The 15,199-nt window shown below is 65.3% G+C and carries 13 protein-coding genes; 3 read left to right on the forward strand and 10 right to left on the reverse strand.

The features are described from left to right. The first annotated feature begins 1 nt into the window (after window position 1). Window positions 2-1,927: a glycosyltransferase family 2 protein gene (locus tag MVC20_RS04400; RefSeq protein ID WP_297538822.1), complete on the forward strand. Its 1,926-nt coding sequence runs from the start codon at window positions 2-4 to the stop codon at window positions 1,925-1,927. Here MVC20_RS04400 and MVC20_RS04405 read toward each other — a convergent pair. The 5 genes from MVC20_RS04405 to MVC20_RS04425 form a co-directional block, all read right to left on the reverse strand. Continuing rightward, a complete protein-coding gene (locus MVC20_RS04405) occupies window positions 1,924-3,759 on the reverse strand; it encodes a matrixin family metalloprotease (protein WP_297538824.1) in 1,836 nt (611 codons plus the stop codon). The genes MVC20_RS04400 and MVC20_RS04405 overlap by 4 nt on opposite strands. A gap of 238 nt (window positions 3,760-3,997) precedes the next feature. Next, window positions 3,998-6,502: a calcium-binding protein gene (locus MVC20_RS04410; protein WP_297538826.1), complete on the reverse strand. Its 2,505-nt coding sequence runs from the start codon at window positions 6,500-6,502 to the stop codon at window positions 3,998-4,000. Window positions 6,503-6,688: 186 nt separating this feature from the next. Next, the gene (locus tag MVC20_RS04415) at window positions 6,689-7,051 is read right to left on the reverse strand and encodes a hypothetical protein (protein WP_297538828.1); all 363 of its coding nucleotides are present in this window, start codon (window positions 7,049-7,051) and stop codon (window positions 6,689-6,691) included. Then, a complete protein-coding gene (locus tag MVC20_RS04420) occupies window positions 7,041-7,358 on the reverse strand; it encodes a hypothetical protein (protein WP_297538830.1) in 318 nt (105 codons plus the stop codon). Before MVC20_RS04420 ends, MVC20_RS04415 begins: the two co-directional genes overlap by 11 nt. 11 nt (window positions 7,359-7,369) lie before the next feature. Next, window positions 7,370-8,698: a DUF2793 domain-containing protein gene (locus tag MVC20_RS04425; protein ID WP_297538832.1), complete on the reverse strand. Its 1,329-nt coding sequence runs from the start codon at window positions 8,696-8,698 to the stop codon at window positions 7,370-7,372. A gap of 318 nt (window positions 8,699-9,016) precedes the next feature. Between MVC20_RS04425 and MVC20_RS04430 the strand changes: the two genes are divergently transcribed. Next, the gene (locus MVC20_RS04430; RefSeq protein WP_297538834.1) at window positions 9,017-9,961 is read left to right on the forward strand and encodes an ABC transporter substrate-binding protein; all 945 of its coding nucleotides are present in this window, start codon (window positions 9,017-9,019) and stop codon (window positions 9,959-9,961) included. Between the two features lie 201 nt (window positions 9,962-10,162). Further along, a complete protein-coding gene (locus MVC20_RS04435) occupies window positions 10,163-11,179 on the forward strand; it encodes a hypothetical protein (protein WP_297538836.1) in 1,017 nt (338 codons plus the stop codon). Between the two features lie 132 nt (window positions 11,180-11,311). Here the strand turns inward: MVC20_RS04435 and MVC20_RS04440 are convergent, their stop codons facing one another. From MVC20_RS04440 to MVC20_RS04460, 5 genes are read right to left on the reverse strand one after another with little or no spacing between them, the layout of a single operon-like run. Beyond that, window positions 11,312-12,007 (reverse strand): ABC transporter ATP-binding protein, encoded by a 696-nt coding sequence (locus tag MVC20_RS04440; RefSeq protein WP_297538838.1) that lies wholly within the window; start codon window positions 12,005-12,007, stop codon window positions 11,312-11,314. Continuing rightward, window positions 11,991-12,713, reverse strand: a complete 723-nt coding sequence (locus MVC20_RS04445) for an ABC transporter ATP-binding protein (protein WP_297538840.1) — start codon at window positions 12,711-12,713, stop codon at window positions 11,991-11,993. Before MVC20_RS04445 ends, MVC20_RS04440 begins: the two co-directional genes overlap by 17 nt. Next, entirely contained in the window at window positions 12,713-13,645 is a 933-nt protein-coding gene (locus tag MVC20_RS04450; protein WP_297538842.1) for a branched-chain amino acid ABC transporter permease, read from the reverse strand. Before MVC20_RS04450 ends, MVC20_RS04445 begins: the two co-directional genes overlap by 1 nt. Then, complete coding sequence (locus MVC20_RS04455) at window positions 13,642-14,568, reverse strand: branched-chain amino acid ABC transporter permease (protein ID WP_297538844.1); 927 nt, start codon at window positions 14,566-14,568, stop codon at window positions 13,642-13,644. Before MVC20_RS04455 ends, MVC20_RS04450 begins: the two co-directional genes overlap by 4 nt. Before the next feature lie 13 nt (window positions 14,569-14,581). Next, a complete protein-coding gene (locus MVC20_RS04460) occupies window positions 14,582-15,193 on the reverse strand; it encodes a hypothetical protein (protein WP_297538846.1) in 612 nt (203 codons plus the stop codon). Window positions 15,194-15,199: the final 6 nt, after the last annotated feature.

A 15,199-nucleotide genomic window follows, 5' to 3' on the forward strand; every position in this document is an offset into this window, starting at 1 on the left:
CATGCGGCCAAAGGTTGATCCCGAGGCGGTGGCGCGGCTGCGCCGATCCCCGTGGTTCGATGCGGCGTGGTATGCGCGCACCTATGCGGATGTGGCGCGTCTGCCGCTGGACCCGGCGACGCATTATGCCTGGCTCGGGGCCTATCTGGCGCGTGATCCGGGGCCGCAATTCGCGGCGCGCGCCTATCTTGCGGCCAATCCCGATGTCGCGGCGGCGGGGCTGGACCCGCTGACACATTACCAGAGCGCCGGGCGGGCCGAGGGGCGTGCGGCGCATCCTGGTGCCGGGCCTGCGCGTGCGCCTGCCGCGTTGCGGCGGCTCCGGCATCTGCGCGATTTGCTGGAAACCGGCGGGCTTGACGCAGGGCCGCGCGCGGCGCTGGCAGAGATGGCCATGGCAGAGGCGGACCCCGAGGCCGCCGCCGGTGCGGCCGAGGCGCTGGGCCTCATGGCCTTGCATCGGGGTGAGGTCGCCGAGGCGCGAGCTTGGTTGACACGCCGCCAGGAGATTTCGGGCGCGGCGCTGGCGCGACTGGCGCCGGTGATGGCGATTGCGGCGGCGCGGGATGGGGATAGGGCGGCGGCAGAGACCCTGGCCGCGCAGGCGCCAGCCTCGCCGGCGCTGCATCTGGCGCGGATCTGGTGGGCGGGGACCGAGGCCGAGGCGCTGGCCTCGCTCAACGCTGCGTTGGGGCTGGCCGGTCATGCGCCCGTGGCGCTGGCGGACGGGGCGGGGGCGCTGATGGATCGGCTGATCCCGGCCACACCGGGCGGCGGCGGGGGTGCCGCGCAAGGCCCGCTGGTCAGCGTGCTGATGGCCGCGCATGACAGCGCGGCGACGATTGAAACCGCGCTCCGGGCGATGCAGGCGCAAAGCTGGCGGGCGTTCGAGCTGTTGGTGATCGACGACGCGAGCCGCGATGCCACGGCTGACATCGTGGCCGCCCATGCCGCGCGTGATCCGCGTATCCGCCTGATCCGGCTGGCGCAGAACCGGGGGGCTTATGGCGCGCGCAATGCAGGGCTGGCCGAGGCGCGGGGCCGGTTCGTGACGCTGCATGATGCCGATGACTGGTCGCATCCCGACCGGCTGCGGCATCAGGTGGAATATCTGCTGTCCCATCCCGGCCATGTCGGTTGCCTGAGCCAGCAGGCGCGGTGCCTGCCCGATCTGCGCCCCTGCCGCTGGACCGGCACCGGCGCGCTGATTTTCGAGAACATGACGTCGCTCATGCTGCCCACCGATCTGGTGCGCGACTGTCTGGGGGGGTGGGACGCGGTGCGCGTGTCCGCCGATAGCGAGCTTTTGCGCAGGGTGCGGCAGCTCTTTGGCGAGAGCGCGGTTTCCATGCCCGAGACCGGCCCGCTGGCCCTGCAACGCGCGAGCGGGGCAAGTGCGACGGGAGAGGGGGCCACCGGCATGGACTGGTTCTATTACGGTGCGCGGCGCGAATATTACGAGGCGCAGCGGCACCATCACGCGCGGGCCGCGCATCTGTGGTATCGGCCCGGTGGCGCACGGCCCTTTCCCGCCCCGGCGCGGCTCTGCTCCGGGGGGGCTGAGGTGACATGCGACCGGGTTTACGCGGGGCTGATGACCATGCGGGATGCGGGGGTGACGCAGCTTTTGCACTGGTTGGCCGAGGACCGCGCCGCGGGCCGCAGGGCAGGTCTGGTGCCGCTCTATGATCTGTCGATGTCTGAGGAGGCTGGGCTGTCGCTGCACCCATCGTTGCGGGATAGTGTGGATGGCGTGGTGGTGCGGGTGCTCTGCCATGGTGAGGTGGTGCGCTGCGCCCGGTATCGCCGTCTGCCCGAACAGACCGTGACCGAGCCGCACCGCTATCTGCCGGTCGTGCTGGAAAACGACCGGCAGGTCATAGCACCCGGTGAGGTGCCAGCGCAGGATGCGGCGGGGACGCCCTAGAGGAATGTGAAATCGTCCACGGTCAGCTGCGCCGCCGCGATGCCTTCGACGAGGATCGTGTTGCCGTTGACGGTCATCTGCGCGCCTGCCGCCGTGTCGATGATGTTCATCGCCGTCACGAACCCGGCCAGACCGTTGCCGCCGTTGGTGACATTGGCCTCGCCCGTGTCGGGATCCACCCGGCGAATGAAGAAGCTGTCGATGCCATCCTCGAAATCGGTGATCACATCCGCCTCGCCGTCAAAGAAGGACGAGAACACGAATTGATCCGCGCCGCTGCCGCCGGTGATCAGATCGTTACCGGCCCCGCCATTGATCGTGTCATTGCCCGTGCCGCCGTCGATGGTGTCATTGCGCCCGCCACCGGCGAGGAAATCATTCCCGTCGCCACCAAGGATGCTGTCATCGCCTTCGCCGCCGCCCACGCGGTCATCGCCCGCGCCGGCATCAATCGTGTCGCGCCCGGTGCCGCCGCCAATGTCGTCATTGCCCGCGCCCGCGTCGATGCTGTCGTTGGCAAAGCTGCCGGACATGCTGTCATTGCCGTCGCCGCCCGAAAGCGTGTCATTGTCCGCCCCGCCTGCGACCACGTCATTACCAGTGCCGCCCGTGATGCTATCGGCGCCAAAGCCGCCGCCGATGATGTCATCGCCGTCGCCACCGTCGATGGTGTCATTCCCCAGACCGCCGCCGATGTTGTCGTGGCCGAGGCCACCGGACACGAGGTCGTTCCCATCAGAGGCGGAAATCCGATCGTTGCCCGCACCGCCATCGAGCCAGTCATTGCCCAAGCCGCCGGCCAGCACGTCATCGCCTTCGCCGCCAACGAGGGTGTCATTGTCATCGGTGCCCGTCAGGTGATCCGAGAGGCCGCTGCCGGTCAACTGGACGCCAATCGGGCCGCTGATATCCTCGATCACGTCGGACACCCGGATCGCCTCGTCAAAGAACTGAATCCATTCAACGTCGACCAGCGTGTCGGTGCCAAGGTCCGAGATCACCTGTAGCCCGTCCTGAACAACCCGGAACCTGGCCTCGGCGCGCATGATGGCACCCAGAAAGGCCCAGTCGTTTCCGGAGCCGCCAATCAGCAGGTCATCGCCTGCGCCACCCTCAAGGGTGTCATTGCCGACCAGACCATTCAGGGTTTCATCCCCGTCAGTTCCGGCGATGTGGTTGCCCAAGTTGTTGCCCAGAACGGTCAGCTCTTCGGGATTGTGCAGCAGGGTCAGATCCCTGAGCCCTGTGGGCATGGTATAGACCGCCGCCGCCCCATCCTGCCGGCCATAGATCTGGCGGATGCCCGCGATGTCATCGGGCAGAATATCGGGTTGGGTCAGGATCGAATTCATGATGGCGTCGACGGTCTCGATATGCTCGAGCCCGAGCGCGTGACCGATTTCGTGGATCGCCAGCCCCTCGAAGAGCGGAACGTCGGAATTCAGCCAGGGATCCACATCCAGAAGGATATCCCCGGCAATCGCCACCTCAAGCGGTGAGGGAAAGAACGCAAAGCCCAATGTATTGCCGGGGATCGGGGCAAAGAAGATGCGGATATCGGGATCAATCTGCTCTCCGGCGGCACCGCCGGGGTCTGTAACCTGCACGAACTCGATATTGCCGTAGCGCGACCACTCGGCAAAGGCCATGCGTATCGAGGCCTCGAAATCGAAAGTATAGACCGTGGCCGGATCGACCGAAAAGCTGGTGCCGGCCTGTTGCCGCAAGAACTCGGACACGTCCTCTTGACTGGGCGCGATGCTCCAGGTCACGACGCCACCCGCCGTGCCGGGTTCGTGCGAGCCCCATTTTGTGCCGCTCAGTTCCGGCATGGCCGAGTTCTCCGATTCCGAGTTCCGGTGTCGTTCAAGGCCACAAACTACACTTTAGAGGCACCTCGTGAAAAGATATCCTTTCGAGAACAATCGTTAATGGGGGATGAAGTGCTTTGAGAAGTGGGGAAATCGCCCGCGCCGCCCACCTGCGACAGCATGTATCAGCGCCTGCGGAGCGGCCTGCCTATGCGTTGGGCACGGCCCGCCCTGTTTCGGGCGAGCCGCCATTTCTGTGTCAGAGGAACTGGAAATCCTCGACCGTCAGCTGCGCCGCCGTGATGCCCTCGACCAGGATCGTGTTTCCATTCACGGTCATCTGCGCGCCCGCTACCGTGTCGACGATATTCATCGCGGTCACGAACCCGGCCAGACCGTTGCCGCCGTTGTTGATGTTCTCAACTCCGGTATCGGGATCGAAACGGCGAATGAAGAAGCGGTCGATGCCATCCTCGAAATCGGTGATGACATCCGCCTCGCCTTCAAAGAAGGACGAGAACACGAACTGATCCGCGCCGCTGCCGCCGGTGATCACATCGTTACCGGCTCCGGCGTTGATCGTGTCATTGCCCGCACCGCCGTCGATGGTGTCATTGCGCCCGCCGCCTGCGAGGAAGTCGTTGCCGTCGCCGCCCGAGATGCTGTCGTCACCTTCGCCGCCACCGACGCTATCGTTACCGGCACCCGCATCAATCGTGTCGCGCCCGGTGCCGCCGCCGATGTCATCCGCGCCGCCGTTGCCGGCGATCAGGTCATTGCCGAAGCTGCCGGACATGCTGTCGTTGCCTTCGCCGCCTTCAAGCGTGTCATTGCCCGCGCCGCCCGCGACCACGTCATTGCCTGTGCCGCCCGAGACCGAGTCGTTGCCAAAGCCTGCGCCGAGCACATCGTTGCCACCATTGCCAAAGATCGTGTCGTCGCCGAGACCGCCACCGATGCTGTCATCGCCCGGTCCGCCAAACAGCGTGTCATTGCCATCCGAACCAGAGACGTTGTTGTTGCCGCCGCCGCCCGAGTCGATGTTGTCATTCCCGGCACCGCCCGCAAGCGTGTCGTCATTGACCGTGCCGATCAGGCTGTCATCGCCATCGGTGCCCACGATCTCTTCGCCGGGAATGCCCGCCCCGTTGATCAGATCGCCGGCGCTGAGAAGCATGTCGTTGAACTGGAAGAATTCGACAGAGGTGAAGAAATCCGTGCCATCGGCCGAGATGATCTGGATGCCGCCGTTGATGGCCGAAACCCGCGTATCGACGCGGTTCACCGCGACGACGGCGGTATCCGTGCCGTCTTCACCGTCGATTCTATCGTCGCCCAGACCGCCCACGAGCCGGTCATCGCCCGCGCGCCCCTGAAGCCGGTTGTTCCCGGCGTCCCCGATGAGGATGTCGTTGCCGAACGACCCGCGCACATTCTCGAAGCCCGAGATCTGATCGCTGAACGTGCCCCCGCCCGTAAGCGTGCCGGTCGCGCTGTTGGTCGAAAGGTCGATCGTGGCCGAGGCAACCGATGAAAAGTCATAGCGCAGCCGGTCGGTGCCGCCGCCCCCCTCGACCGTGTTGTTGGTGCCGCCGCCGTAACGGAAGGATTCGTCGGCGTCGGAGCCGATCATGCGATCATTCCCGCCTGACCCGGTGACTTCCCACACACTGTTGGTGCCGTCGATCACCTCGGCATTGCCGAACCCGTCATTGGCGATCTGCCCCGTGGCGAGGTTGATATCAATGCCGTTGCCATTGCGGAAATCCAGCCGCACGAAGCCCGAGCCATTGATGGTGAAGCTGTCCACGCCTGCACCGGGACGCAAAGCCATCCATTGGTCGGCGTCCGGCGCGACAACAAAGCTGTCGTTGCCGCCCGTGCCGATGATCTGAAGGCCGCCATTTATATTGCCGGCCAGAAGTGGCAGTTCGACATTGAGCAGCGTGTCGGTGCCATTGGCCCCCTTGTTCACCGTGCCGGTATTCGCCGCCCCGTCGATTGCGACGGAGATTGGCGCATTCAGCCCGGCATAGCTCAGATTGACAAAGCCGTTTTCGCCGTCATTGCCTGCAAAGTTGATCGTGTCGTTGCCGGTGCTCCCCGCAACGAAATCGCCGTTGGGCGTTGCATTGCCGGTCAGGATCAGGTCGTCACCGGGACCGCCGTTGAGTTCGTCGTCGCCGTCGCGCCCGTCGAGCGTGTCATTGCCCGTGCCGCCAAGCAGGGTGTCGTTGCCATCGGTGCCGACGAAAAGCTGGCCGTCGGGCAGAACTTCGACCGTGGTATTGTCAAAGGTCGTGACGGCAATGTTCTGATTGGGGGCGAAGGGGCCGGATGTAACGGGGCCGCCGCCTGTGATAGAGTCGTTGAGGGTATTGAAGCCGGCCACGGTGGTGGGCAGTTGCACGGCCGCGTTGCCGCCGATCTTGAAGATGAAATCCGTATTGGTGGTCCCGTCGAAGAAGACCAACACAACCAGTTGCCCTTGCGGCGTGATCACTTCGCCCAGGGTGATCTCGAGGTTGTCGCCTGCGCCCCCCGTTATGTCCGCGCCGTCGAGGCGCGCAATGGTGATGTCGGCGTCATTGTTCAAGTCGATCAAAGGAAGCAGTTCGCCCGGCTCTGAAAAGCCCAAGACCCGGTAGTTCAGAACGTCCCCGATAATGGAAAACTCGAACTCTGTGTTCCGTACGTCAATGACATTGTCATCGACGCTCCCGTCTCTGCGCACCGCGATGCCTGTGAGTGTGAACAAATTCATTGCGTTTCCCTTTTCGGTCGGTTCTGAAGTATCTGCCGGATACTAACCCTCACGAAAGCGTGACTTCAACGATTTTCCCTATGTTTACAGAATTGCAGCCTAGGGTAGATTGCAAAAAAAAGGGGGTGCCTTTGACACCCCCTTTCATGAGTTTTGGACCGGGTCGCAGGGCCGTGGATCTGTGCCTCAGAACCGCGCCGCCAATTCGGCCACGCCCTCGGGCACCACCGGCCAGGCCGGATCGTCGCCCGCCTCGATGGCGCGGCGGCACTCGGCCTGCATCGCGGCCACCCATGCTTTCCAGCCCTGCGCCAGCGTCAGATCGCCCTCTTGCAGACCGGACGCCGCCAGAGCATCGGCGCGGGGCACAGCGTCGAGCACGGCAGCGGTGAACACGATCCCGGCCTGCGCGATGTTCATCTGCGTGGCCTCGGACCCCACGGCGAGGATGCGCGCGCGGCACTCGGCCTTGATCGTGGCGGCGCGGGCAAGCGCTGCGGCCTGCGCCTTGGTTTCGGCGGTGATGGCTTGGGTGAAATCAATCTGCATCGGTGATGTCCATTTCATAGGGCGGCAGGGTCACGGGGCCGTCGCCCGTGAGGGTCAGGGGCGCAGGAAAGAGCGTTTCCTGCGGCGCATTGGCCCCGTGCGGCAGGACGAGCGAGAGGCGCAGCGCGCCGCCCACCCGCTCGACCGGGCCTGCGAACCAGTCGCTTGCAATCGCCTCGCGCGGCAGGGTCGCGCCCTCGGGCAGAGGCGCGAAATCGAACACCTCGCCGTTGATCGTGAGCGCATCGCCTTGGCGGCTCAGGGTCAGGGGCGCGTCGCGGCGGGTGGGGGAAAGGGTGATCTGCATGGCGGTCTCCTTTAGAACCAACGGCCAAGGGCGGTGACGCGGAATTCGCTGGAACTGCTGGTAGACAGCAGGCGCAGGCCAAGAACGGAGCACGCAGCGTTGTTTGACGAAAACGGCGACAGCCACGCCCGTCCTATGTTTGTCGATGCCCCCGTGATCGCGGCTTTCGTTCCCGCCGCGAAACCCGCCGGGAATGTCCAGTTGACCGCCGCAGCACTCGCAAAGCCCGCACCCTCTGCCACGTTGATCGCCCCAAGCATCAGCGTGTGCCAGCATAGCTGTGTGCCATCCGCAAAGCGGACATAATCGCCGTTGGCGTTGCTGCCGCGCTCGATGACCGCCCCCGTGGCCACGCCGCCGGACTGGCTGACGGTGCCAAGCAGGCTTGCTTGGGTATAGACATGCCGCCACGGCTGCCACGCGCCGCCGGTGTAGCGGCGGGTATGGATCGCATCCGCCGTGATCGGCTTGTAGGTTTGCACGATGTCGCTGGGGCCATACCGTTCGATCTGCATGACGCCAAACAGGGTTGCGCCGGTTGCGCCCGCGGGAAATGTGCCCGCCGCCGAGTTGATGACCCGGTGAAACCCGGCAGGTGTCGTGATCGCGTCCAGATCGGCCAGATTGGCCGGGGTGCCGACAGCGCCAAGACCAAAAGCCCCGACCGCCAGCACCCGGCCCGCCGTGGCATCGGTGGGGCTGGATTGCACCCCCGCACCGCTGAGACGCCCGGTTTGGGCGTTGACGCGAAGCGCCTCGGTCCAGTTGGTGCCGTCGGCGCTGACCTTGATGGAAAGGTCGTCCTGCCCGGCGATGCCCATTTCGGCGCGGCCCGAGAACCCCGTCTGGAAAAGCAGGCTTGCGGTGTCCGCAGCGGTGGCCTTGTTGATCTTGAGCTGGTGGCCCGCGCCAGCATGGCTGAGCAAGGTCGCCTCTGCGGACACGCTCAGACGGTTGAGCGCATCGGCATCCGTGGCAATGCCCAGCCTCGCGATCCGTTCCGGAAACCGCTGCCACGTGCCGTCGCGGTAAAGACGCACATCGGCGGTGCCGCGCGCGGTCGCGATCCAGCCCTCTTGCGGTGCGACAAAGGTCCAGGCTTCGCCGAGAAAGACGGCGATTTGCCCGTCCTGTCCGGCCCAGACCCCCATCGCCCCTTGACCCAGCGCATAGCGCGCGCCGGTGTCGGGGGCTGCCGGGGGCTCTGTCGCCTCGAACCCGTCCAACGCCATCTGGACCAGAATATCCAGCCGCTGCACAGCCTCATTATGGGTCACATGCTTTTGCGCCTGCGACGGGGCGATAAACGGCAGGTCTAGGCGGGCAGATACATCCGACATCGGTCTCTCCAGAACGGTTGCGCGGGGAGAGACTCGGAAAACGGGCTTACCAACCCATTAACAGAAGGCGCGCGTGCAGGGTATCTATAGGATTACGTTGAGAAACCCGGCCTGCCCCGATCCTGCCCACCGCCGAGGCGCCCGCCGTCGGATCCCGTGCGAAAAGGGATGCAGCCCGCGCCGGACATGCTATCTTGCGGCAGGAATCGGAGGGCCGAACTCATTACTCGAAACCGCTTTTTCAGCACGACGCCTTTCGACGTGGACGTTTGACAGGACCGGGGATCGCAGATCTTCGCTTTGACCAAGGAGTTTGACATGAAATCTACCTGCTGCGCGCTTGCGCTCTTTGCCCTTGCCCTGCCCGCATCGGCGGCGGATCTCGGGAAATCCGAAGAGCCCATCAAACTGGCGCTGACGCAAGAGACCAGCGCCCAGATCACCGCGCATGTGGCGGGCGAATTGCTCAAGGCGGCGGGCTATACGGTCGAGTTCGTGGCGGTCGAGGACATTGCCGTGTTTCGCCAGATGGGCCGGGGCAATATCGACGCCAATCTCGAGATTTGGCCCGCCAATGCCGCGCCGTCCTATCGCGACATGGTGATGGACCGCGAATTGGTCGAGATGGGCGATCTGGGCCTGACCATGGCCGAAGGGCTGGCCTATCCCGCGCATATGGAGGCGAGCTGTCCCGGTCTGCCCGCGCTTGACGCCCTGCGCGCCTGCACCTCGGCCTTTGCCACCGATGGCGGCACGCCGGTGTTGATCGACTATCCAAGCGCATGGGACGGTCAGGGTGCCGATCTCATGGCTGCGCTTGATCTGCCCTTTACCGCAACCCCCGCGGCGTCGGAGGAGGCTCTGGTCGAGGCATTGGTCAAGGCGAGCACCGATGGCACGCCCGCGCTTGCGATGTTCTGGCAACCGCACTGGGCCGTGGCTGCGCATGACCTGCGCTTTGTCGAACTGCCCGAGGCGGAAGCCGCCTGTTTCGAGGACGCAAGCTGGGGGCCGAACCCGAATGCCGTGGGCGATTGCGGTTTCCCCGCGATTTCGTCGGTCAAGGCCATCGTCAAAGGGTTCAAGTCGCGCTGGCCCGCCGCCTATATCCTGATCAAGGATTTCCAGATGGACAATGACACCCTCGCCGCCCTGCTGACCGCAGTCGAGCGCGATGGCCGCCCGATCGCGGAAGCCGCGGCAGAGTGGGCCGCAGCGAATGAAGAAAGCTGGCGTCCGCTGGTGGAGAGCGCCACCAACTGAGAGGGAAAAGACCGGGGGGCGCGCGACAAGCGCGCCCGGCGCGGACCAAGGTGATGAAGGGCTTGACGCGCGGACGTGCAACGCCTTGGTGGACCTTGCCCGGCCATGCGACATGCGCGACGGCGACAAGAACCCGCCGCCTGGTCCACGTGATCGCGCGGCGAACATGACTCTGTCGAGGCGTCGCGGGAAAGGGAATGGATGCAAAGCCGTCGTCTTTTGATCATCGGGTTTTCCAATGTCGCCACGGGGTCGGGGTTTTCGCTGCCCACCATCGACCGGCTTCGATCCCTGACCCCTGATGTCGAGGTGTTTCGCGTCGGGCTTGGGGCGCAGCAGCCGCACGTCATTCCGCCGTATCTCCGGTGTGCCGCGGCCAAGCTGGGGCCGTTCAGCCATGTTTTGTTCGAAGTGAACGCGTCGGCCTTTGCACTCCACCCGCTGTCGACACCGGACCGCGGCCGCGACCTGCTTCTCGACATGATGCTTGCGGTTCGGGAAATCGGGGCGGAACCGGCCTTTTTCCTGCACTACCGTCGTTGGAAGGCACCGCTTCATCATGATTTCAACGCTCAGACCCGCCAATTCTGCGACGAGTTCGCCATTCCGCTTCTCGACATGGCCGAAAGCTGGGTCGCCGAGGTCGGTGCCGATGTCGTGGCGTCGCTGCTGCGCGATGAGGTCCACACGACGTTTGAAGGGGGCGAGGTCATGGCCGACCGCCTAGCCCCGTTTCTCATGCGGTGTCTCGATCGGGCGGGGTGGTTCCGCGAGGTGGTCCTGCCCAGGCCGATCTGGCGTCGTGGCATGCTCGACACAGCCGAATTTCTTGCAGACCACCCGCTCGAGCGCCATGACTGCATGGATTTGCCGCTCGACTATGTCCGCCTCGAAAACACGGATGCGATTGTGCGGTTCGAGAAGGAGCATCACGCGCAGGCGCTTGTCTACATGTTCCACCCGGCGGGCGGACGCATGGCCCTGCATCTCGCGCCCTCCGGGCAGTGCCTTCAGGTCGCGACCATTGATCCTTTCAGCTACGCCCCGAGAATCGGGACCGCCGCCTTTGATTTCCACCGTGGCCTTCGGGTGCGTGACATCAGGATCACCCGGACCGAGGAGGCACCTGACATCCAGCTTCTCAAGGGCGCAGTAGAGCGGCCTTTGCGCAGCTACATCGGCCCCCTGCTCACGCTCGAGCCTGCGACCATGGCGTGAGGTCGGATCACTGGCCCTGCCGCGCCCCTTCGACACCATCTCCGTCCCGGGCTTGACCCGGGACCTCGCCGAGGCAGCGTCGAGCCCCCGGTTCGGGGCAGGGGGATGTAACGCCGATCAGGCGCGCGTGCGCTAAACCCCCACGTAGCGATCCACGAGACTGCGGTTGGCGCGCAAGTCATCAGCGGTCATCACCGCCCCGCCTGAACCATTTTCGAGAAAGGCCACCCGGTCGGCCAGATCGAGCACGGCATCAACCCGTTGCTCGACCAGGAGCACGGCAACGCCCGCCTCGCGCAGTCCGACAATGACATCGCGAATGGCGGCAATCATCGAGGGCTGCAAGCCTTCGGTCGGCTCATCGAGCAACAGAACCTGAGGCCGCAGGCAGAGCGCGCGCGCCATGGCGAGCATCTGCTGTTCGCCCCCCGAGAGGGTCTGCGCCTTTTGGCCCAGCCGTTCGCGCAGGCGTGGAAAGCGTGTGAGCACCTCTGCGCGCACCTCTGGGCCACTCTGGCGGGCCATGAGGCCGATTTCGAGGTTCTGCGCCACCGTCAGATCGGCAAAGAGCCTGCGCCCCTGCGGCACATAGCCCACACCGGCGCGCGGCACCTCATGGGCGGGCAGGTCGCTCAGTCGCTCATCCCCCAGCCAGATCGTGCCGGACACAAGCGGCACCAGCCCCATGATCGCGCGCATCGTCGTGCTCTTGCCCGCACCATTGCGCCCCAACAGGCAGAGGATTTCGCCCGGTTTCACCTCGAGGCTCAGATCGCGCAGCACCTGCGCGCGGCCATAGCCCGCGCTGATCCTATCCAGCCGCAGCATCGGGCAGCCCCCCCAGATAGGCGGCCTGTACCGCCGGGTTGGCGTGGATTTCCGCAGGCGTGCCCTCGGCCAGCACCTGACCAAAACTGAGAACCGTGATCCGGTCCGCCAGATCCATCACCACGCGCATGTTATGCTCGATGAGCAGGATCGTCGCCTCCTGGGCCACTTCGCGAATGAGGCTGAGAAAGCCGTCGATTTCACCCTCGGCCAGCCCCTGTGTCGGCTCGTCGAGGATCAGAAGGCGCGGGGATTGGGCAAGGCCCATGGCAATCTCCAAGAGGCGCTGATGCCCATAGGCCAGATCGCCCGCCTCTTGGTCTGCGCGCTCGGCCAGCCCCACCCGTGCCAGCGCGGAGTCTACCGCCGCTTCAACCGCCGTGCCGCGCAGATGCCGCCGCGCCGCCAGCGCCACGTTTTCCCGAACGCTGAGCCGGCCAAAAACCGATGTGATCTGAAACGTATAGGCCATGCCCAGCCGCATCCGCCGATGTGCGGGCAACGCGGTGATGTCCTGTCCGTTGAAGATCACGCGCCCGGCGCTCGGGGCGATCCGCCCTGAAATCATGCCCACCAGCGTTGTCTTGCCCGCGCCGTTGGGGCCGATGAGCGCGCGGATCTCGCCTTTGGGCAGGTCGAAATCCACGCCTTCAACGGCGCGCAACCCGTCGAAATTCTTGGACAATCCCCGCGTCGACAGCAGCATCACGGCACCCCCCGCCAGACCCGCCGCCGCACCTCGCCCATCAACCCCTGCGGCGCAAAGAGCGTCAGCACCACCAGCGCCACACCGGCCAGCAGCATATAGGCGGTGGTCACGCCGGAACTGAGGTCAATCAGGTAGAACATGAAGAGCGTGCCGATGAACGGCCCCAGCACCGTGCCCGCCCCGCCCAAGAGCACCCAGAGGAGCGGAAAGATCGAATACTGCACCGAGGCAAAACTCGCCCCGACATAGCCAAACAAGAGACCATAGCTTGCCCCCGCCGCCGCCGCCATCGTGCCCGACAGGACCATGACCGCGAATTTATGCGCGAATACGTCATAGCCCAGCATGCGCACCCGTTCCTCATTCTCGCGGATCGCCACCAGCACCCGGCCAAAGGGCGACCGCACCAGCCAGAGGCAGAGCATCAGGCAGGTGCCAAAGAGCAGAAGCGCCGCCAGATAGCGGTTGCCCTCAAGGCTCAGGTCGATGCCCCAGAGCATCCGGTCCGCCTGTTGAATCACGAACCCCTCATCGCCCCGCGTCAGCGCCCCGAAGTAGAGAACGCTGAGGTATCCCGCCTGTGCAAACATCAGCGTCACGATCATAAAGGCCACGCCCGCCGTGCGCAGCGCCAGCGCCGCCAGCACGCCCGAGACCACCGCCCCCGCCACCAGCCCGAGGATCAGCGCCGGCGCGGCACTCAGCCCCAGGTGCTGCACGCCGAGGCCCATCCCATACATGCCCGCCGCGAAAAAGAGCGCGTGGCCGAGGCTGAGCAAGCCGGTATAGCCGAACATGAGATTATAGCCCATCGCGTAACTCGCCAGCACCATCACCCGCGCCAGATTGCCGTGGTGATAGGCGGGCAGGACGAAATGCAGCGCCAGAAGCAGGGCCAAGAGCCCGACGTGCAGGGCATAGACCTTCATGCGCCGCGCGCCCCGAACAGGCCCTGAGGCCGAAACACCAGCACCAGCCCCACAAGCAGCGTCGCCAGTATCTTGGCCAGAGTGGGCGAGAAAAAGACCGAGATGATCCCGTCGCTCAGGCCAATCAGCACCGCTGCCAGAACCGTGCCCGGCAGGCTGCCAAGCCCGCCGATGATCACCACGATGAACGACAGCAAGAGCGGGTCCGCCCCCATCAGGTAATGCGCCTGTTGAATGGGCACGATCAGCACGCCCGCCAGCGCCGCCAGCGCCGCGCCGAGGCCGAACACCCCGGCATAGACCCGCTCGACCGGGATGCCAAAGGCCAGCGCCATCTCGCGGTCCGCCTGTGTTGCCCGCATAACAAGGCCGATGCGCGTGCGCGCCATCAGCGCCCAGACCGCGCAGAGCAGCGCCACCGCCGCGCCGATCACCGCCAGCTTGTACGAGGTCGTGCCCAGCCCCCAGGGCCAGATCATTTGCCAGCCCTCGGCCCCATGTTCAAACCATGGGAGCGCAAGCCGCGTGTTGAACGGCGCCTCGACAGGGCGCGCATCCGGGCCATAGCCCATCAATGTCACCTGCTGAATGATGTAGAGCAGGCCGATCGTGGCCACGATGGTGCGTTCCGGGTCATAGTCCAGCCGCTTGAGGATCGTCATGTCGGCGGCCACCGCGAGCGCCCCCACGATCAGCGGTGCCGCCACCAACGCCAATGCAAAGCCGATGGCGGGATGTTCCACCACGCTTTGCGCGATCCACCACGCCAGCACCGCGCCCAGCATGAAAAACTCGCCATGCGCGATATTGACCACCCGCATCACGCCGAAAACGAGGCTGAGCCCAACGGCGGTCAGCGCCAGCACCGCCGCCGTGACCGCGCCTTCGAGCGTGGCCAGAACCAGATAGGGGCCTAGCTCCATGCGGGCGGCCACGTCATTGCGCGGCGAACTCCAGACCGCCCATCAGGATGCGGTCATCCTCGGTCAGGGTCACGATCTGCCCATGCTTGCGCTCCAGCGCGCGGGCGACCACCTCGTTGCGTGGCTCCCAGGTATAGTCCTTGTCCCAGGCCACGGGCGCCCAGGTCAGCCGCCCGCCCTTGCGCCAGGGGTCCAGAACGATCCCCTCGCGAAAACTGTCGCCCTTGGCGCTGATGACCGCGGTGCTGTGTTCCAGCCGAAAGGCGTTGTCGGCATTGGCCACGGCGCGGTGCAGATCGAGCGTCTGGAAATTCTCGAGCTTGAGCCGGTCCTCCATGTCCCGCGCCCAATGCCAGCACAGGCCGCGCGGTTTCAGCCCCATGTTGACCTTGGTGTTATGCACGATGGGCGGATCGGTGATCTCGTATTCCAGCGCAAGGCGGTGACTGTGTTCATAGGAGATGCGCGCGGCGCGCGCCGCCTCTTCCGGGTCTACCTGCGGCCCAAGGTCAAGGATCGCCGCAGCAAGGCGCGTCACATCCTCGGCCTCGGGCGGTGGGGGCGGCGCGCCGCACCCCGCCAGAACCGACGACACCAGACCTAATAGAACAAGCCTCCGCTTCACGCTATC

This window comes from Roseovarius sp. (assembly GCF_027019125.1).
Classification (GTDB): domain Bacteria; phylum Pseudomonadota; class Alphaproteobacteria; order Rhodobacterales; family Rhodobacteraceae; genus Roseovarius.